The sequence below is a fragment of the Streptomyces rishiriensis genome (assembly GCF_003112535.1).
GTDB lineage: Bacteria > Actinomycetota > Actinomycetes > Streptomycetales > Streptomycetaceae > Streptomyces > Streptomyces rishiriensis.
This window is the reverse complement of the sequence record NZ_BEWA01000025.1, coordinates 1-18,332: the sequence shown is the minus strand read 5'-3', so window position 1 is coordinate 18,332 and position 18,332 is coordinate 1. Positions and strand designations below refer to the sequence as shown.

Here is an 18,332-nt window from a genome sequence, read left to right as displayed (position 1 = left end):
CGCCCATCCGCCAGGTCGCCGCCCGCTCCTCGACCGGGTGAGCGGGCTGATCCTCAAGGAATTCCCGCAGGCGAGCGTGGCACTGTCGTGCGGAATGCCCGTCTACCGGGTCGAACAGCGCAGGCTGTACATCGGCGTCCGGTCTTACGGCGTCTCGATCTACGGGTGGGCAACAGCTGTCTCAAGGCCGACCGACCTCTGCGGCGCGGCCGAGGAGAGCCTGTGCCGCCGAATACGTCGGAGCACCGAAGACCTCCTCGGTCCGCCCCGGCTCCACCACCCGTCCCGCATCCAGCACCGTCACCGTGTCCGTGCGGTCCGCGACCAGGCGAAGAGCGTGGCTCATGAGGACGAGCGTCGCGTCTCGCTGTTCCCTATAGGCCAGCGAGCAGATCCATGATCGCCGCGGCCGCCTCCTCGTCCAGTGCGGAGGTGACCTCGTCGCAGATCAGCACCCGCAGGTCGGCAGCGAGCGCCCTGGCCACCGCGACACGCTGGCGCCGGCCTCCTGACAGCTCGTGCGGGCAGCGGTCGGCGAACGCGGGCGACATGCCGACCAACCCGACGGCCGAGGCGACGAGGTGGCCGGCCGGGGCCTTGAGGCTCGCGGCCGACTCGCCGTGCCGCAGGCCGTACTCGAGGCGGTGGAACCCGGCGTTTCAAGGGCGAGCGGCGTGCGGGCACCGAGGGGGTTCACCTCGGAGGGAAGCCGGAGTCACCGGCGGGACGGGGGCGGAAGAGAGACCGAGTGGGCGCGTTCGGGTACGAGGATCTGATACATACCTGGGCCGTTCGTTCGGCGGGGCGCCGCACCCGAAACCGCCGTCACCGCATCGGACAGCCGTACCTCGGCGTGACCTCCGCCGCGGGCCCGAAGTACGAGGGTGGCCCTTGCCGACCACGGCTCCGACGAGGAACAGCCGCAGCACGATCCGTCCACCGGGTGGCCGGACCCCGTCGACCTCCGCCGGGGTCGCTGTTCATGGTGGCAATGTGCGAGGACGGATTTCCTGGTGCCGGTCTCGCTGGGTGCAAGGCAGGGGCCTTGGACCTGTCCGGCTGCTGGCTACGGTTCCAGGAATGCGAGCGCCCGCGGAACGAATCTGTCGTGGTGCTGGAAGATCCCGCCGTGTCCGGCGTCGGGGTAGAGGGGCTCGAGTTCACCCCGGGGCAGTCGGGCCGCCAGGTCGATCGTGTTGACGCTCGGGACCATCCGGTCGCTCTCGCCGTTGGCCACCAGGACCGGCTGCTGGATGCGCGACAGGTCCTGCGGTGCCGTGCGGCCCCAGCGTTTGATGGCCTTCAGCTGGGCGCGGAACGAGGGCACCGAGATCGCCTTGTCGCGGTCGTCCGTGCGCTCCTTCAGCCGCGCCAGGAATTCGCGCGCCGCCCGTTGTCCGCCCTCGGTCCGGGTGAAGAAGAGGTAGTGCTTCGGATCCTTGCGCCGCAGCGTCGCCTTCAGCATGTCCTGGACGGTGAGGGACGTGACCTTGTCGATGCCGGGTCCGCCGGCGGGGCCGGTGCCCGCGAGGATGAGTTTGCGTACGAGGTCGGGTTCCTCTGCCGCGATGACCTGGGCGATGAAGCCGCCCATCGACAGGCCGAGCAGGTCGACCCGGTCGAACCCGAGGGACCGGATGAACAGCACGGTGTCGCGGGCCATCGCCTCGATGGTGTCGGGCGTGGAGCCGCCGGACGCGCCGACGCCGCGGTTGTCGTAAGTGATCACGCGGCGTCGGGCGGCCAGTCCGTCGACGACCCGTGGATCCCAGTTGTCCAAGACCGCGGACAGGTGGTTGAGCAGGATCAGCGGTACGCCGTTGTCCGGGCCGAGCTGCCGGTAGGCGAAGTTGACGCCCTGCACGGACACGGAGCGGGTCGCCGCGTTCTTGTACGACGCCGGGGTGGGTGTGGAGGAGCTGGACGATGCGGTCATGGCCGGGTCCTGGTGCGCGGTAGGGGACGGGGGTGTGGGGGTTGGGCTTCTCGTTGTTCCGGGCTGCCTCGGCGTCCGGCTGGGCCGTGCTCGCGCTCCCGTCATGGAGTCGGGAGACGACGACTTTCCCCGGCCCTTCGCTCGGCCCGTCTCGACGTACTCCATGGCCTGGAGGGCTTCGTCGAACGGGAAAACGCGTCGGCGACGGGACGGCCCTCATCGTCGTCTCCGTTCCGTGTCCCGTCCGTTCGGACGAGGGTCTCCGTTCGGTCCGCGGTTCTCCCCGTACGAACTAGTTTGTGTCGTCTTTCCGGGTGTGGCGCGGGCGCACGGTGTCCCCGGCCCCGTCCGGCGATCAGGCCACCGGAACGACCGGGGCGGTGATCCGGTCGGCGGCGCCTCCCTGGAGGCGGTCCAGGGAGGCGGCGATCCCCTCGTGGGGCACGCCGAGCGGCACCGCGCTGACCTCGGTGAGGCGGGTGTACTGCGCGTCGGTCAGCTGGACGTTGAGGGCGCCGAGGTAGCTGTCGAGCTGAGAGAGGTTGCGCGGGCCGATGATCGGGACGAGCGTGGCCACGGAGCGGGCGGCGCGCTCGCGCACCCAGGCCACCGCCACCTGGGCGGGCGTCACGCCGGTCTCCTCGGCGATGGCCAGGACGGTGTCCACGACATCGGTCTTCTGGCCGGTGCTCTCGGTGTGGATGACCATGCCCAGGTCGCTCAGGCGCCCTTCGGCGGAGCTGCGGTACTTGCCGGTGAGCAGTCCGCCGCCGAGCGGGGACCACAGGGCGGCGCCGAGTCCGAGGCTCTCGGCCATGGGCAGGAGTTCGCGGTCTGCGGTGCGCTCGACGAGGCTGTACTCATGCTGGATGCCGATGATCGGGGCCTGGTTCCTCAGATCGGCGAGGGCCACCGCGCGGGAGACGCGCCAGGCGGGGAAGTTGGACAGCGCGGCATGGTGGATCTTGCCGGCGCTCACCAGGTCATCGAGTCCGCGCAGGAGCTCCTCCATCGGAGTGAGCTCGTCGGGGAAGTGCACCCACAGCAGGTCGATGTAGTCGGTGCCCAGGCGCTTCAGGCTGGCTTCCACCGAGGCGACCATGGTCTTGCGGCTGTTGCCGGTCCTGGAGATGTCCGGCTGCGGGGAGGCGCCGAGCGAGAACTTCGTGGCCAGGACAAAGTGCTCTCGGTCGGCGGAGATCAGCTTTCCGGTCAGTTCCTCCGACTCGCCGAACTGGTAGCCGTCCGCGCTGTCCAGGAAAGTGCCGCCCGCTTCGGCGAACCGGTCGAACATCCGGCGTGCCTCGTCCGGCTCGGCGCCCGCTCCCCAGCCGGTGCCGAAGTTCGCGGTGCCGAGCGCGTACTCGGAGACGCGCAGTCCGGTCCGGTGTCCGAAGGTCGTGTAACGCATGAGATGTCCTCGCATGAAGGGTGAGAAGGCGGTCGCGTCGGGGTGGAGGGGTGAGCGGTCAGCCAGCGGTCGGCTGAGGTGCCGCGGACAGGCTCTGCTTGACGTACCGGCTGGTCTCGTCGGCGAGGATCTCGGGCACGCCGGTCTCGATGCCGCGCAGGGCCTGGGCGGCGACGTCGGCGGCGGCGACCTTCTGGTCGGCGGGCACGCCGGCGGCCATGTCGGTGTCCATGTAACCGACGTGCAGCGCCGAGACGGTGATCCCGCGCGGTGCCAGCTCCTCACGGGTCGCGTCGCTCAGCGCCCAGGCGGCGGCCTTGGAGGCCGCGTAGGAGCCGAGGCCGGCCGGGTGGAACCAGGACAGGGCGGACAGGACGTTGAGTACGGCGCCGCCGCCGTTGCCCTCGATGACGGGGGCGAAGGCCCGTGTGGCGACGAGCGGGCCGAAGAAGTTGGTCTCCATCTCGCGACGTACCTCGTCCAGGTCGCCGCCGATCAGCGTCACGCCGGTGGAGATGCCCGCGTTGTTGATCAGCAGCGTCGAATCGGAGGCGATACGGACGGCCTCCCGTATCGACTCCTCGTCCATCACGTCGAGGCGCAGCGGGGTGACGCCCGGCAGGTCGACCGTCTCGGGGCGGCGGGCCGCCGCATAGACCTTCGCGCCCCGCTCGACCAGCTGGGCGGCCAGATGCCGTCCGAGGCCCCGGTTGGCCCCGGTGACGACCGCGACCGCGTTCTTGAGTTCCATGTCTGCTCCTGCTCCTGGCGGGTGGTGTCGTCCACCCGCAACAAATTAGATTACATGCACAATCTAAACATGGGCCTATGATAGATGCCAGTCGACATCCAAACGGGAGGTGGTCATGGGTCGCGTATCGCAGGCACAGGCGGTGGAAAATCGCAGGCGGGTGGTGGACACCGCATCCCGGCTGTTCCGGGAGCAGGGGACGCAGGTCAGCGTCGCCGACCTGATGAAGGCGGCCGGCCTTACCCACGGCGCCTTCTACAAGCAGTTCGCCTCCAAGGAGGCGCTCGTCGACGAGGCCACCGCCCACGCCTTCGCCGAGCTCACCCAGCGCTACAACGCCGGGCTCGAGCGGTACGACGGGCAGCGCGGAGCCGCCCAGCAGGCACTGATCGACACCTATCTCTCCGTCGAGCACCGCGACGGCCCGGGGGACGGCTGCCCGGTCGCAGCCCTCGCCACCGACATCGCGCGCGAGGGCGGGGGGCGCGAGGCCCGTCGCGTCTACGCCGAGGGGGTGGCCGACTTCGCCGCTTTCCTCGCCACAGACGACCAGGACGGCATCGTCCGCCTCTGCACCCTGTTCGGTGCGCTGATCCTGTCCCGGGCCACCAAGGACTCCCCGCTCTCCGGGGAGATCCTCGACGCCGCGCACGAGGCCTTGACGGACGGAAGCTGATCAAGGGCGCCGTCCGGGTGCACGTCGACCGTACGCGTGGGCGACGAGGCGTCCACGGCCAGGCAGGGGCGGTGGGAGAAGGCTGCTGTCGGCGCTCGGCGCGTCGGCTTCACCGGGCGCCGGTCAGTCCCGGGTCGCTGCTGGATGGCCTGGTCGGCCTCGGGCACGCGTCCGGCGCTGGAGGATGAAGGAGATGGGCCAGTGGCTGCACCAGCACCTCGGCGCCCGAACCCAGCAGCGGGGCAGGCTCGACAGAACGCCGTATCAAGCGAGGCACCGGGATGCCGGTGTCCCATGAACCGGTCACCGGCGTCGCGGTGCCTCGCTGTCTCAGAACGTCATACGGGCACCGGGAAGAGCAGGCAGCTACTGGTGGCGTGCGCGAGCAGGCGGTCCGCCGCGTCGACCAACTGGGCCTGGGCGAGCGCGGTTCGGCGACCACCGCTGATCACCGTGCCGACGGCGCGCACCCGGCCCGTGTCCACGGTGACCGGCCGCAGGAACTTCACCGTCAGATCGAGCGAGGTGTACGCCATCCCCTGCGGAAGCGTGGACTGGACAGCGCAGCCCGCCGCGGAGTCGAGCAGCGTGGCGAACACGCCGCCGTGCATGCTCCCGATGGGGTTGTAGTGCTCCTCGCCCGGCACCAGGGAGAAGACAGCCCTGCCGTGCTCCACCTCGTCCAGGGCGAAGTCGAGGGTCCGGCCGACGGGCGCCGCGGCAAGTCGCCCCGCCTGCACCTCGCGCAGAAAGTCGAGACCGGCCATGCCCGCTGCGGCCTGCGCCGGGATCGCCGGGTCGTCCCAGCTGTACGTACGTGTTCGCCCCACAGCCCAGCGCCTTCCTTCTGATCATCTGACTTTCCCGAGCGAAGCTAGCTGCGCATTCATCTGACTGTCAATGACGAAGCCAGGGGCTCTACGATGTCCAGATGGAGTGGATTGAGGTGAGCACGGAGAACTGCCCGGTCCAGCGCGCGCTGGATGTGGTCGGGAGAAATGGACGCTGCTGATCCTGCGCGACGCCGTCAACGGGGTGCGCCGCTTCGACAGCTTCCACCGTCATATCGGCCTCTCGGAGGCCGTTCTCAGTGACCGCCTGCGGAAGCTGACCGCAGCCGGCGTGCTGAAGGCTGTCGCCTACCGGAAACCAGGCCGCCGCACCCGTGACGAGTACCACCTGACTCGCAAAGGATGGGATCTGTGGCCCGTCCTGGTGGCGCTCAGGCAGTGGGGTGAGACCCACGCCGTCGGCCCCGAGAGCCCGGACCCCGTCCTGAAGGTGACCCACACTGACTGCGGCGCCCCGGTCCATGTCAACGTCCAGTGCTCCGCGGAGCACACCCCCCTGACCCCCGAAGGCGTCACCGTCCGGCTGGGGTCAGGTGCGCAGGGTCTCTCGTAGGCCGTCAGCCCCGGGCGGCCGGCCGGGCGCTGGCGGAATGCTCTGGCGCTGGAGACGCCGGCCGCTTTCAAGAGGGTGATCGCGACGGTGAGTTCGCCGGACTCCCCCAACTGCCGGGCGTCGGCACCGTGATAGCGCAGGGCGCTCTTCAGCTCCTTCAGGGCCGCGGCCGGCGGCGGCGCCTGACAGGGCATACGCCTCGTCCAAGGTCAACAGGCGCAGCCGCTCGGTGTCGTGATCCGTGGGGGCGAAGTCGAAGCGCGCGGATTCGCAGATTCATGGAGGGGAACGAGCCAGGACTCGCGCGTCGGTCTGCCGATCTGGAAGCCCTGACACGCAGGTTCTGCATGGTCGTGGTCGGTCAGCTCCGGCAGCCGCAGTCGTCGCCGTAGAACGTCACGTAATTCCCCACCAGCGGCGTCGACTTCCCCGCTCGAGCGCGGTAGCCGTCTCACCTTCGGCCGGCGACCGAGCCCGAGCTCCCTGAAGAGGTGAAGAATGCGGTTGTTCCACGGCTGGGCCATGCGATGTCGTCAACGGCGAGAAACGGCTCGCGGGCCACGGTCGCGGGGGTTGCCCCGGTGAACACCATGACGTCCCGATGCGGGTGGGACTGGTCGGCATAGCCGGTGTCGGCCGCGACTTCGGCCGCGCCGTCACCCGCGACCAGGCGGCGGGCGGCATGGTCGAAGCGGACCAGCTTCAGGGCGCAGTCGTAACCCGATCGCGTGGCTCCCGCGCCGGCCCGACGGTCGCCGCTCAGGACGTGCCGCGGCTGTGGTGCAGGGCCGTGGGCGCACCGGCGGACTGACTGCCCTCATCACCGAGGCTGATGGTGTCGGCAGCGGTCAGCTGGACCACGTACAGGTGACCGCTCTCGCACTGCAGCGAGGTGTCCGAGCGGTTGGTCGCGTGGCTGGTGGCCGCGACGAACGTGGCTGTCGTGCCGCGCACCGACCGTAGTTCCAGGGCTTCCGTACAGCCGACCTCGCGGCCGGTGCCGGCCTCCTTGATGTTGCTGACCTGTTTGCCGGCCAGTTCGCCCACCTCGGCGGTGTGCAGGGTGAGGGTCACGGTGAACGACTCGGTGCGCGGGTGCTGTTGGCCGTCCGCGTCAGGGTTGCCCGGTCCCGTGCCGGTCCAGACGCCCGCCCAGGCGGCGGAGAGGGCGGGCGCGGAGGACGACGGGGCCGGGGAGGCCGTGGAGCCTTCACCGGCCGCCTCCTTGTCGAACGGGTTCCACAGCAGGACGCCGGTCACCAGGGCGGCCACCGCGAGAACGGAACCGGCGACGGTCCAGCGGACGCGGCGGCGTGCGCGCCCCTCCCTGTGGAGGGCCCAGGCGCCGTGCGGCCCGGACCCGGCCGGCCCGGCGGCGCCGGGGGCGAAAGGGCCGTGGGGCTGGGCGGTGTCAGGGGTGAACACGCCGTACGGCGTGGGGGTGTCCGGGGCCGGCCGGCCGTACGGGGCCGGGATGTCGGGGGGCGGCGGGTATGGCAAGGCGGGGGTCGCGTGGTCGAGGGACGGGGTCAGGGACACCGCCCTGGCGGCCGCCGGCACGGGCGGCCTCCCGCCGGCGGATCTCACCGCGTCCGACGGCGCCTGCCCCTGGCCGTGCTGCGGTACCGCGCATCGGTGTGCGACCTCTTCCTCGCGAGCCGCGAGGTCGGCGCCGAGTCCGGGCGGCAGCGCGCCCTTCCACGCGTCAGCCGCCGAAGCGGGTGCGCCCTCGTGAGCGGCCGTCCGCGGGTCGTCCGCGGCCCGCGGACGGCGCAGCCGGGCCGCCAACTCGGCGCTGTCCGGCCGGTCCTCGGGCCGCTTCGCCAGGCAGTCGCGGATCAGCGGGGCCAGTTCGGCCGGTACGCCGTCCAGGCGGGGCGGCTCGTGGACGATGCGGTAGAGCAGGGAGGCGGCCGAGGGCTGCTCGCCGGGATACTCGAAGGGACCGGTGCCGGTCGCGGCGAACACCAGGACCGCGCCCAGGGAGAAGATGTCGCCCGCCTCGGTGACGGCTCCCCCGGCGGCCTGTTCGGGAGCGAGGTAGCCGGGCGAGCCGATGACACCGCCGGTGCTGGTGTGGCGGGAGTCATCGGCGGCCCGGGCGATGCCGAAGTCGATGAGCATGGGCCGGTCGCGGCCGAGCAGGACGTTGGACGGTTTGACGTCCCGGTGGGTGAGCCCGCAGGCGTGCACGGCGGCCAGCGCCGCGGCGAGTTCGGCGGCCAGGGTGCGCAGGGCGGCGGGCGGCAGCGGACCGTGCCCAACGACCCAGTCGGAGAGGGCGGGCGCGGGGACGTACTCGGTGGCGAGCCACAGCGGGCGGTGGCCGGGCGGGCTGAAGTCCACCACCGAAACGGTCCACGGGGAGCGGACGCGGTCGCTGGTGCGGATCTCCCGGGCGAAGCGCCGCTCGAAGTCCGGGGCGGCGGTGAGGTCGGGCCGGACCGTCTTCAGCGCCAGGGGGCGGCCGGTCGGCGTGCGCGACAGGTAGACCTGCCCCATACCGCCCGCGCCGAGCCGCGCCAGCAGCGGATAGCCGCCGATCGTGGCCGGATCCGTGCTCTCCAACGACTGCACGTACGCCTCCCCCTGGTCACCTCACCCCGTGACGAAGCAGGATAGTGGGCGGCCCCGGCCGGGGTACGTGCGCGGACTTCGGATCGCCAGCGTCAACGGCAACTCGACGGCCCCACCGTCGACGAACGCGACCAGCCAGCCCACGAGCGAGCCACCGCAGGCTGACGCGGCGAGCCCCTGCCCCGCCGCCACGACACCACGCTCGGCCTCCTTGAGTAGCTCCCGGCAACCTCCGCGGCGCAAGGTCGGCGGGACGGTGCGGCCTGTGGAGCCGTCCCGTCGATATGAGGGGCATCGTTGCACCCGCACCCCAGGCATGCTCGCGATCCCCGTCGGCCCGTCGCGCGATGAGCGGACTCTCCACGCGGATCGTGCCCGGCATGCATTCCGGCGGCCTGACCTGTCCCTCCATGGCTTCACGCGAGTGCTGAGTGTCCGGAAACCGATCACTCACATGAAGAGCTTGGTGCTATCGTCATTAGCACTATGCTCCTGAGACTGGATACCGCGAGCAGCTCCCCCCTGCACGAGCAGGTCGCCGGAGCGATCCGACGCGCCATCGCCGAAGGGGAGTGCGTGCCGGGCGACCGGCTCCCCCCGGCCCGGGACCTGTCCCGGGCGCTGGACGTGAACGTCAACACCGTCCTGCGCGGACTGCGGGCGCTGCGCGACGAAGGCGTGCTCGAGTTCCGGCGGGGGCGGGGCGTGACGGTGGCCGACGGGGCCGACCGGCGCTCCGCGCTGCTGGACCGCGTGCGCGATCTGGTGGCCGACGCGGCGCACCTGGGCTACAGCAAGAACGACGTCATCGAGATGATCAGGGAGATTCCGTGACCGACCGTGGACGCAGGAGCACGACTGCGTGGGGGACCGTCGGCTGGTGCGTGGGTGTGCTGGTGTTATTGGCGGCGTTGCCGCCCGCTGCGAGCAGCCGACTGCCGGAGCGGCTCGCGACGCACTGGAACGCCGGCTCCGGCAGGCCTGACGGCTCCATGCCACTGTGGGCCGCAGCACTCTTCCCCGCGCTCGTGTGGGCGGTGCTGACCGCCGTCGTCGCGCTGGCGCTGCGCCGGGCGGGTACCGGCAGCGGCGCGATACCGGGATGGGCCCTAGCGGGCCTCGGGTTCGGCGGCGTGATGCTGCTCGGCGGGCAGACGTCGATCGTGCGGGCCAACCTCGACCACGCGGACTGGCATGATGCCGGCCCGGTGACGAGCTGGGTCGTGGGCACGCTCGTCGTTGCGGCCACGGTCGGCGCGCTCGGCTTCCTGGCCGCGCAGCGGGCACTGGCGCAGACACCGGCGCAGGCTCCGCCGCAGGACGGTCCGGCACTGGATCTGCCCGCCGGACAGCGCGTCGTATGGCTCGCGCATACCTCGAATCCCTGGCTGCAGGCGATCTCCGCCGTGACCGGACTGCTCGCGATCGCGGTTGCGGTGGGGGCGCTGGCCGGTCTGACGGACTCTCCGGTCGCACTGGCCGCCACGCCGTTCGCGCTCGCCTGCGTGCTGGTCCTGGGCTGCTCCTCGGTTCAGGCGCGTGTGACGGAACGCGGCTTGGACGTGACCTTCGGCCCCCTGCGCTGGCCCGGCCGCCACTGGGCTCTCGAGGACATCGAGTCGGCCCGCACCGAGAACCTCACACCCGCTCAGGTCGGCGGCTGGGGATACCGGCTGAGCGGACTGGGGACCACGGTGATGTTGCGCGGCGGCGAATGCCTGGTCATTCGCACGGCCAGGGGCAAGGATTTCGGCGTGAGCGTGGACGACGCCGAACACGCGGCCGCTCTTCTGAACTCCTTGAGTGCACAGCACACAAGGTGAGGCAGGTCCCGGCCGGTGACACCCCCGCACCTCAACGCCCGGATGTGGGAGCCGTCGACCGCCGTCCGGGAGAAGTCCAGGGTGTTCGCGCTGCGGAGCTTGGCGAGGAGCATCTCGTGCAGCCGGGGCCACACACCGGCCTCGGTCCACTCGGCCGGGCGGCGCCGGCAGCTCATGCCCGAGCCGAAGCCGGGCAAGAGCTCGTCACACGAATACGATCCAGGCTTCCCGAGGCGTGGCCACGCACACGCGGGTCGTTGGCGGTGCGCGCCCCGAAGGCGCGATGCCCTTCGGGGCGTGCGGCAGGGGTTCGGGTTCAGGCGTTGTAGCCGCCGTGGGCGTCCAGCACCGCGCCCGTGACGTATGACGCGGCGGGGCTCGCCAGGAAGGCGATCGCCGCGGCGATTTCCTCGGGGCGCCCCATGCGTTGCAGCGACAGCGAGCTGACCAGGGCATTGAGGGTCTCTGAGTCCGGCGGTTGCATGCCGCCCTCCATCAGTCCGGCCTCCACGACGTTGGCCGTGATGTTCCGGGGCCCGAGGTCGCGTGCGACGCCCATCGTGTACCTCTCGATCCCGGACTTGGTCGCCGAGTAGTCGGCAAGGCCGGGGGCGCCGACCCGGGAGCCCAGTCCGGAGCTCACCGTGATGATGCGGCCGCCCGTGCTCAGCACTCGGGAGGCGGCCCGGATGACTGCGATCACGCCGAGGTAGTTGGTGGCGTGCATCCGGTCCAGTGCGGCGGTGTCGGCGTCCGGGTCGTCCACCGTGCCCGCCACGGAGATCGCCGCGTTGTTGACGAGGATGTCCAGGCCGCCGAAGTGCGCCACCACGTCATCAATCAGCGCCGGCGCCTGACTCATGTCCGCCTGGTCGGACTTGAAGGCGACGGCCTTCGCTCCCTTGCCGCACACCTCGTCGACCACAGCCTGCGCCTGCTTCTCGGAGCTGACATAGGTGAAGGCGACGTCGGCGCCCTGCTCGGCCAGCAGCCGTACGGTCGCGGCTCCCAGTCCGCGCGACCCCCCGGTGACCAGGGCGACCTTGCCCGTGAGTGACTTGCTCATTCTTCTCACCTCGTTGATTGACCCTTCCCGGCAGTCGCAACGTTAATTGTTACGACAGGCAGTTGCAACCTTCACTGTTACGACTGTGCCGTCGTAACATAAAGCGTTGCGGCCGAGAGGAGGAGTCCATGAGCGCCAACAGCAGGCTGACCATCGCCGCCCACGCGCTGGCCTGGATCGGCCTCTATCAGCGCCAGGGCCATGAGGTCGCCACCTCCGAGCAGATCGCGACCAGCGCGAACACCAACCCCGTGGTCATCAGACGGCTGCTCGGCGAGCTGCGCAGGGCCGGGCTCGTGGAGTCCCGGCGAGGCGTGGGCGCGGGCTGGTCGCTGGCACGCGAGTTGGAGTCGATGACCCTGCTCGACGTGTACGAGGCCGTGGAACCCGGTCCGCTGTTCGCCATGCACCGCACCACCCCGGACCAGGGATGTGTGGTGGGTCACGGCATCCAGCCGGCAATGCAGAACATTTACGAGGGCATCGAGGAGACCCTGAGACACGAGCTGGCCCGCGTCACGCTCGAGAACGTACTCCGGGACGTACTCGCGGCACCTCGCTAAAGGCTTGTCCCGTAACACCTGGCCTGGCCGCAGCCTGAGGCCTTTCGACATTGCCTGCCGTCAGCGCCGGCCCGCCAAGATCGTCGCTCGGCGGGCCGGCACATCTGTGCCATGCCTCCGGTTCAGATGGAGATCACGATCTTTCCGCGCGTGCGTCCGCGCTCGGCGTGTGCGTGGGCGTCGACGATCCGCTCCAGGGGGTAGGTCTGTTCGATACGGGGTGTGTAGCGGCCTTGCCGGCCCAGTTCCGCGGCCGCGGACAGGAGGGTGGAGTCGTTCTCCGCGTTGACCACATGTGTGCCCAGGCGCTGCCCGCCTGCGTGGTCGGCGACCGTCGCGACACGCTTCGGGTCGCCCGTGACAGTGACGAGGTCGCTCAGGGATCCGGAGGCCGCGGTGTCGAGCGCGATGTCGACGCCGTGCGGAGCGAGAGCGGAGAGGCGCTGCGCGAGGCCGGCGCCATAGGTGGTGGGAACGGCGCCGAGAGAGGTGAGGAACTCGTGGTTGCGTTCGCTGGCGGTCCCGATCACGGTGGCACCTTGTGCCACAGCGATCTCGACTGCCGCACTGCCCACGCCTCCGGCGGCGCCCTCGACGAGAAGGGTGCGCCCCGCGAGGGAGCCGAGCGCGTTCAGGCCACGCATCGCGGTCACGGACGCGAGTCCGGCACCCGCAGCCTGCTCATCGTTCCACGTGTCGGGGGCGTGGGCCCAGGCCGAGAGGATGACCAGCTCTGCGGTCGAGCCGGTGACACCGCCCAGCCCGAAGACGCGGTCGCCGACGCTCACCCCCTGCACCCCGTCACCGAGTTCGTCGACCACGCCGGCGGCGTCGCGCCCGGGAATGGCGGGCAGCTCCAGGGGAATCAGCTGGCGCAGGGCGCCGGCGCGCAGCTTCCAGTCGATGGGATTGACGCCGGCCGCCGCGACGCGGACACGGATCTCACCAGGTCCGGGGTGGGGGTCGGGGGCCTGCTCGATCACCAGGCTCTCCGCTCCGCCGTATGCATGGAAGCGGGCTGCACGCATAATGTCCTGCCTTACCTTTATGGGTCGAAATGATGGCGTTTATACGACACCCGTTACTCTGACGAGGTGCAAATCGGCACGCCGGCTGCCTTCCGGCCAGAGGAGGCCGGGTGCGGATCGGTGAGTCTGTCGAGCAGGCGGCCACCTGCCCCGAAACCCACGATCCGGCCCGTCGTCGGAATATCTCCCGTTGAGTCGATGCTCCAGAAGGTATCCAGAAGGTCGGTCACCATCTGGATACCAAGACCGGAGACGGAGACCCCCGATGACGCAACGGCCACCGCTGCCAGCCGACTTGTTCGACGAGCTGTGCCCGTCCTCGTTGCTGCCTTTCCGCTTCGGTGACAAATGGGCGTCCATGGTCCTCCGCTGCCTGGAGGACGGCCCGCGCAGGTACTCCGAACTCCGCGTACCGCTGGGCCGCGTCACCCCGAAGGCACTCACCCAGTCGCTCCGCAGCCTGGAGCGGAACGGGTTCGTGTCCCGCACGGTGCACGCCGACCCGAAACTGCGGGTGGAGTATGCGCTGACACCCCTGGGCCGCAGCACGCTGGAGCCGTTGGCCGCCGCGTGCCGATGGGCGACCGAGCACTGGGACGAGCTGCTCGACGCCCGCGAGGGCGGCATCTCCCCCTCCATCGGCTGACGCGAACCTGTGGTTGCGCGTGCCGCACCGGACCAGCCGCGCCTCTGTGTTGACTCGGGAAATCAGCGGTGGCAGGCCATGCTCGGCTCCCACCGGGCGGCGATCGGGGACAGCGGGGTCCTGCGTTGTCCGCGGTCCAGCCGTGGCCGCCGGTCGCCGGTGGTCTTCCCGGAGTACAAGGATTTGCCCCGGACGACGGATGCGGCGCTCACGCCTCCTGGCCGTCGTCGTCATCGTCATCGTCGAGGTCGACGGCGTCCGGGGCGCGCAAGGGCCGCAGCCCCTCAACCGGCTGGGAGGCCGTGAAGCTGTAGCGGCCCAGGCAGTTGAGGTTCTTGTGTTCGAGCGGGGAGAGCCGGGCGACATCCTCGTCACTGATCTCGTGGCCCTCGACGCGGAGCTGGGCGACTGAGGCGTCGATGTGGCGCGTCGTCCACAGGACCACGGCGTTCAACACGAGATCAGACGCTGAGCGTCCGGCTGACTGAATGTCGCGTGGCGGCTCAGGCCCGGGTGCGGCGAGCTCGGCGAGGCGCAGCTGCGTGAAGGCGCCGACCGCCTCGCCGGCGTCGAGGCGGTCGGCGTCGGACGCGGCGGGCGCGGCGTCGGGATGGGCGGTTGGGGGGAACAAGCGGCGGGCCGCGGCTGCGGCGAGGGCAGTGTCGAGGTCGCCGAGTTCGCAATGGATCCCGATCCGGTAGAGGGTGCACCGGGCGGCGATCGGTTCCCGCGGCGGCCGGCTTCACGCACGTCGGTGCCACCCAGGACGTGACGTGGGTCACGGGAACCGGCCTTCGTCGTACGGACAGGTAGAAGGGTGTGGATACGCATCTGAGCATCTTGAGGAAACGCATCCGCGCGGGGGACCACGACGCCTTCGGTGAGCTATTCGACGCCTACGCGCGCTCCGTCTACAACCACGCCTATCGGCTCACGGGAGAGTGGACGACCGCCGAGGAGATCGTCTCGCTGACCTTCCTGGACGCCTGGCGGCTGCGCGAGCGGCTGAACGAGGACGGCGGCTCGCCGCGTCCCTGGCTCCTCGGCATCGCCACCAACGTCACCCGCAACGTCCGCCGCGCGGCCCGAAGGCACGCCGCCGCGGTGGCGCGGCTGCCGCGCGAGGAGACGGTGCGGGACTTCGCCGACGAGGTGGCGGACCGGGTGGACGACGCCGTGCAACTGGCCGCCGTGCGGCCCGCGCTGGCGAGGCTGCGGCGCGCCGAGCACGAGGTGCTGGCGCTGGGCGTGTGGTCGGGCCTCGGGTACGAGGCGGCGGCCGAAGCACTGGGAGTGCCCGTGGGCACCGTGCGATCACGCCTCTCGCGGGCGCGGGCAAAGCTCGCCGACACGCTGTACCGGCCGCTCGGCATGGACTCCACCAGCTCTTCCTTCGCCGACTACGAGAAAGCGGACAACAAGGCCGCCCTTCATGCGAGAGGGCGAAATGTGAGCTGATATCCGTTCTGTCGTCGCCTGAACGTGTGGCCTTGCCGTCCATGGCAGGTCGTCGGGGCAGCACCGTGCTGAGGTGGCTGGGTGAGTGACCGCAAGTCCTACAAGAGCGACTTATCCGACGAGCGCTGGGCGCTGATCGAGCCCGTGATCAACGCCTGGAAGGCCCAGCATCCCTCCGTCAGCGGCCACGAGGGCCGCTACGAGATGCGGGAGATCGTCAACGCACTGCTTTACCAGTCCCGGACCGGCTGCCAGTGGGACTACCTACCGCACGACCTTCCGCCGGGCGGCGCGGTGAAGTACTACTTCTAGACGTGGCGCAACGACGGCACCGACCAGGTCATTCACGACCTGCTGCGCTGGCAGGTCCGCGAGAAGAGGGGCCGATTAGCCGACCCCAGACTGGTGGTGCTCGACACCCAGAGCCTGCACGCCGCGGCCGGAGTGCCGGCCGAGACGACGGGACGGGACGCGGCGAAGAAGGTGCCCGGCCGCAAGCGGGGACTTGCCGTGAACGTGCTGGGCCTGGTGATCGCCGTGGTCGTGCTGGCCGCCTCCGTCCACGACAACTCCTTCGGCACCGCCCTGCTCGACAAGGTCGCCGTCAGTGCTGCCGGCACCGTGACGAAGGTCCTTGTGGACCAGGGGTTCAAGAAGACCGTGGCGGACCACGGCGAGCGGCTGGGCATCGAGGTCGAAATTGTCGAGCGCAACCCGGCCGATGCCGGGTTCGTCCCGCAGCCGATCCGGTGGCGGGTGGAGCAGACGAACGGAATCTTGATGCTGCACCGGCGGCTGGTGTGCGACTACGAGCACCGCCCCGCGTCGGCCGAGTCCCGGGTGTACTGGGCGATAAGCGATGTGATGGCCCGTCGGCTGACGGGCGGCGCGACCCCAGCCTGGCGCGGCGCATGACCGGCGGGGAACTGACCTTGGGGGCGGTACTGGTACGGCTGGAGGAGCGCGAGCGGGAGATCGCCGCGCAGGCCGAGCAGACCCGCGAGCAGATTGCGCAGCTCACTGCGATGCTGGACGAGCTCGACAGAGCCGTCGAGGAGGTGCGGATCACGCGCAAGACGCTGCTGGAGCTACCTGAGTCAGGCCCGCCCACGCCGCCGGCCGGATCGGAGCTGCCGGACAAGGCGGCCTACCAGGAGATCCTGGCAGTGTTCGCCGAGGCCAGAGGTCCGCTACGCGCGCGGGGCGTATGCGAGGCGATGGACCTGGACCTGGCTCCGAACAACATCAACAACGTCCGAACAAGCTCAAGCGCCTGGCCAGGCGCGGCATTCTGACCGAGCCCGAGCCGGGTCTGTTCACCCTGCCACGACCATAACCGTCCGCCGTGGCGCCTGGGGCCACTCGCTACTTTCCACAGTTCAGAGCATGATCAGCGTTTGAGGCATGTTGCCGTGGCAGGCGCGGCCAGGGGGTGCGCGTAGCCACCTTCGGTCTCGGGCAGAACCGATCATTTGTCCGTTCTCCCGAGTGCCTGGGGCGAGGTGGTGAACCTCCGCCAGACCGGGGCATGATGGTCGACGCCGAGGAAGTTCTGGAAGTCCCAGTAGATGCCTCCTTCAAGGCGGCCGTACCCATCGCTCGGACGGACGGGGCTGTTGAGAGGGTCGTGCTCGTTCTCCCAGTCGATGTCCTCGTACCCGGGGTCGTCGATGCTGTAGTGGGTCAGATAGCCCCGGGCATGCTCGATGTTCAGGTTCAGAGCCGGGAACTGGGCCAGCAGGAGGTCGGGGCGCCCCTGGCACGGAAGATCGCCGAAGAACGAGCCATTGATGCCGGTCTCCTGCTGGAACTGGTCGATCGCTCTGCCGTGGTGGAACAGCTCGCAGCCCCAGAAGTCGTCGTCGTAGATGAAGACCAGCAGGCCCGGGCAGTCGTAGGCGCGTGAAACGTGAAGCTGGGCGCGTCGGCGCAGGACCCACTCCCAACCCCGGATCCATTTCAGCACGGTCCAGTCGCCGCGCCGCTCGTGCAGGGCGTAGGAATCGAGGTTGACGTCGTGGACGTCCTCCAGTTTGAGCGTGTGCTCCTCCTGGTGCCAGAATTCCTCCAACGCGGCGTACACCTGCTCGTGGTCGACGCCGTAGAACAGGTTGACGCGCTCGAATGTACCCATGTGTGCCCCCCCGAGGCATGTGGTCGGCGCCAGCGGCTGGCGCTCTCGCCCGGCAGTGTCGCAGCCGCCCGGCTGGAACGGGTGACCGGGCCGCCGGCGACGTCGGCCGATGCTGCGGATGCCGAGACCCGCTACACACCCATGAACTGCACAAACGCGCTGCGCAGAACGCCCAGACAACCAGCGCAGCTACTCCCTCCGGGGCAGCGAAACGGACATCACCTCACATCCCGCCCTCTGAGGACCGGGGGAACCTGGCGTGCCGAGCATGTGCACGACCCGGACGCCCAGAGCCCGGCGGGCGGGGTCAGCTCCACGGTCCGGGACATGTCGAAGTGGCTGCGCCTGCAACTGGGCAACGGCACATTCAAGGGGCGGCAAGTCGTCGACGCCGACGCACTGGAGGAGACCCATCTGCCGCACATGGTCTCCGAGCCGCCGCACTCGCCCGCGGGAAGGACCGGGTTCTACGGGCTCGGCTGGAATGTGAGCTACGACGACCAGGGCAGGCTGAAGCTCGGCCACTCCGGCGGGTTCGCGCTGGGGGCGGCCACCAACGTCGCGTTGCTGCCCTCGGAGAAGCTCGGCATCGTCGTCCTGACCAACGGCGAGCCCATCGGCGTGCCCGAGGCGATCTCCGCCACGTTCCTCGACTCGACACTGCGCAGACGGGCGGGCCGACCGTCGACTGGCTGAAGTTCCTCGGTCCGATCTTCCAGCAGACCCTGCAGGGGGAGCACTCGAAGGTCGACTACAGCAAGCCGCCGGCCTCACCCGCACCCGCACCCGCCAAGGCGAACAGCGCCTACACCGGGACGTACGCCAACAACTACTACGGCCCGATGACCGTCAGCGCCCA

General features: G+C 70.1%; 19 protein-coding genes and 4 pseudogenes. 10 read left to right on the top strand and 13 right to left on the bottom strand.

Annotation, left to right across the window (positions count from 1 at the left end; genetic code table 11):
- Positions 1-181 precede the first annotated feature (181 nt).
- From Sri02f_RS42305 to Sri02f_RS34780, 5 genes are all read right to left on the bottom strand, one after another.
- Positions 182-346: a hypothetical protein gene (locus Sri02f_RS42305; protein WP_218029918.1), complete on the bottom strand. Its 165-nt coding sequence runs from the start codon at positions 344-346 to the stop codon at positions 182-184.
- Positions 347-374: 28 nt separating this feature from the next.
- Positions 375-551: an ATP-binding cassette domain-containing protein gene (locus tag Sri02f_RS42300; RefSeq protein WP_109005329.1), complete on the bottom strand. Its 177-nt coding sequence runs from the start codon at positions 549-551 to the stop codon at positions 375-377.
- Between the two features lie 515 nt (positions 552-1,066).
- Positions 1,067-1,936, bottom strand: a complete 870-nt coding sequence (locus tag Sri02f_RS34790; RefSeq protein ID WP_109005328.1) for an alpha/beta fold hydrolase — start codon at positions 1,934-1,936, stop codon at positions 1,067-1,069.
- A 355-nt stretch (positions 1,937-2,291) separates the two neighbouring features.
- Positions 2,292-3,347 carry an aldo/keto reductase gene (locus Sri02f_RS34785; protein WP_109005327.1) on the bottom strand — a complete coding sequence of 352 codons (1,056 nt, stop codon included), beginning with the start codon at positions 3,345-3,347 and terminating at the stop codon, positions 2,292-2,294.
- A gap of 58 nt (positions 3,348-3,405) precedes the next feature.
- Positions 3,406-4,098 carry an SDR family oxidoreductase gene (locus Sri02f_RS34780; RefSeq protein WP_109005326.1) on the bottom strand — a complete coding sequence of 231 codons (693 nt, stop codon included), beginning with the start codon at positions 4,096-4,098 and terminating at the stop codon, positions 3,406-3,408.
- A 115-nt stretch (positions 4,099-4,213) separates the two neighbouring features.
- Here Sri02f_RS34780 and Sri02f_RS34775 point away from each other — a divergent pair, with 115 nt between their 5' ends.
- Complete coding sequence (locus Sri02f_RS34775; protein WP_109005325.1) at positions 4,214-4,774, top strand: TetR/AcrR family transcriptional regulator; 561 nt, start codon at positions 4,214-4,216, stop codon at positions 4,772-4,774.
- 338 nt (positions 4,775-5,112) lie between these two features.
- Here the strand turns inward: Sri02f_RS34775 and Sri02f_RS34770 are convergent, their stop codons facing one another.
- A complete protein-coding gene (locus Sri02f_RS34770; protein WP_109005324.1) occupies positions 5,113-5,604 on the bottom strand; it encodes a PaaI family thioesterase in 492 nt (163 codons plus the stop codon).
- 101 nt (positions 5,605-5,705) lie between these two features.
- Here Sri02f_RS34770 and Sri02f_RS34765 point away from each other — a divergent pair.
- Positions 5,706-6,178: pseudogene (locus Sri02f_RS34765) on the top strand (winged helix-turn-helix transcriptional regulator).
- Positions 6,179-6,629: 451 nt separating this feature from the next.
- Here the strand turns inward: Sri02f_RS34765 and Sri02f_RS43210 are convergent.
- Both Sri02f_RS43210 and Sri02f_RS34755 read right to left on the bottom strand, forming a co-directional pair.
- Positions 6,630-6,887 (bottom strand): annotated as a pseudogene (locus Sri02f_RS43210) (helix-turn-helix domain-containing protein); the annotation flags it as partial.
- A 50-nt stretch (positions 6,888-6,937) separates the two neighbouring features.
- Positions 6,938-8,755, bottom strand: a complete 1,818-nt coding sequence (locus Sri02f_RS34755; RefSeq protein ID WP_109005323.1) for a serine/threonine-protein kinase — start codon at positions 8,753-8,755, stop codon at positions 6,938-6,940.
- 486 nt (positions 8,756-9,241) lie between these two features.
- Here Sri02f_RS34755 and Sri02f_RS34750 point away from each other — a divergent pair, with 486 nt between their 5' ends.
- Both Sri02f_RS34750 and Sri02f_RS34745 read left to right on the top strand, forming a co-directional pair.
- The gene (locus tag Sri02f_RS34750) at positions 9,242-9,589 is read left to right on the top strand and encodes a GntR family transcriptional regulator (RefSeq protein WP_109005322.1); all 348 of its coding nucleotides are present in this window, start codon (positions 9,242-9,244) and stop codon (positions 9,587-9,589) included.
- 50 nt (positions 9,590-9,639) lie between these two features.
- Positions 9,640-10,578, top strand: coding sequence for a DUF1648 domain-containing protein (locus tag Sri02f_RS34745; protein WP_245970934.1), 939 nt, complete (start codon positions 9,640-9,642; stop codon positions 10,576-10,578).
- 11 nt (positions 10,579-10,589) lie between these two features.
- On the opposite strand, the pseudogene Sri02f_RS43205 reads toward Sri02f_RS34745, so the two are convergent.
- Positions 10,590-10,769, bottom strand: a pseudogene (locus Sri02f_RS43205) (IS5/IS1182 family transposase); the annotation flags it as partial.
- A 125-nt stretch (positions 10,770-10,894) separates the two neighbouring features.
- Entirely contained in the window at positions 10,895-11,644 is a 750-nt protein-coding gene (locus Sri02f_RS34740) for an SDR family NAD(P)-dependent oxidoreductase (RefSeq protein ID WP_109005321.1), read from the bottom strand.
- 128 nt (positions 11,645-11,772) lie between these two features.
- Between Sri02f_RS34740 and Sri02f_RS34735 the strand changes: the two genes are divergently transcribed.
- Complete coding sequence (locus Sri02f_RS34735; protein ID WP_109005320.1) at positions 11,773-12,207, top strand: Rrf2 family transcriptional regulator; 435 nt, start codon at positions 11,773-11,775, stop codon at positions 12,205-12,207.
- Between the two features lie 122 nt (positions 12,208-12,329).
- Here the strand turns inward: Sri02f_RS34735 and Sri02f_RS34730 are convergent, their stop codons facing one another.
- Positions 12,330-13,235 carry an NADP-dependent oxidoreductase gene (locus tag Sri02f_RS34730; protein ID WP_109005319.1) on the bottom strand — a complete coding sequence of 302 codons (906 nt, stop codon included), beginning with the start codon at positions 13,233-13,235 and terminating at the stop codon, positions 12,330-12,332.
- Positions 13,236-13,500: 265 nt separating this feature from the next.
- On the opposite strand from Sri02f_RS34730, the gene Sri02f_RS34725 reads away from it, so the two are divergent.
- Entirely contained in the window at positions 13,501-13,881 is a 381-nt protein-coding gene (locus Sri02f_RS34725; RefSeq protein WP_109005318.1) for a winged helix-turn-helix transcriptional regulator, read from the top strand.
- Between the two features lie 208 nt (positions 13,882-14,089).
- Here Sri02f_RS34725 and Sri02f_RS43720 read toward each other — a convergent pair whose 3' ends face one another.
- Positions 14,090-14,512, bottom strand: a complete 423-nt coding sequence (locus Sri02f_RS43720; protein ID WP_281261914.1) for a Tn3 family transposase — start codon at positions 14,510-14,512, stop codon at positions 14,090-14,092.
- 209 nt (positions 14,513-14,721) lie between these two features.
- On the opposite strand from Sri02f_RS43720, the gene Sri02f_RS34715 reads away from it, so the two are divergent.
- The 3 genes and pseudogenes from Sri02f_RS34715 to Sri02f_RS34705 all read left to right on the top strand — a co-directional run bounded on the left by Sri02f_RS34715 (position 14,722) and on the right by Sri02f_RS34705 (position 16,634).
- On the top strand, positions 14,722-15,339 hold the full coding sequence (locus Sri02f_RS34715) for an RNA polymerase sigma factor (RefSeq protein WP_109005399.1): 618 nt from the start codon (positions 14,722-14,724) through the stop codon (positions 15,337-15,339).
- Positions 15,340-15,420: 81 nt separating this feature from the next.
- Positions 15,421-16,254 (top strand): annotated as a pseudogene (locus Sri02f_RS34710) (IS5 family transposase).
- Positions 16,251-16,634, top strand: coding sequence for a hypothetical protein (locus tag Sri02f_RS34705; RefSeq protein ID WP_245970933.1), 384 nt, complete (start codon positions 16,251-16,253; stop codon positions 16,632-16,634). Before Sri02f_RS34710 ends, Sri02f_RS34705 begins: the two are co-directional and overlap by 4 nt.
- Positions 16,635-16,807: 173 nt before the next feature.
- Here the strand turns inward: Sri02f_RS34705 and Sri02f_RS34700 are convergent, their stop codons facing one another.
- Positions 16,808-17,473 carry a hypothetical protein gene (locus Sri02f_RS34700; protein WP_109005317.1) on the bottom strand — a complete coding sequence of 222 codons (666 nt, stop codon included), beginning with the start codon at positions 17,471-17,473 and terminating at the stop codon, positions 16,808-16,810.
- 141 nt (positions 17,474-17,614) lie between these two features.
- On the opposite strand from Sri02f_RS34700, the gene Sri02f_RS34695 reads away from it, so the two are divergent.
- The gene (locus tag Sri02f_RS34695; protein WP_359445539.1) at positions 17,615-18,169 is read left to right on the top strand and encodes a serine hydrolase domain-containing protein; all 555 of its coding nucleotides are present in this window, start codon (positions 17,615-17,617) and stop codon (positions 18,167-18,169) included.
- Positions 18,170-18,332 lie beyond the last annotated feature (163 nt).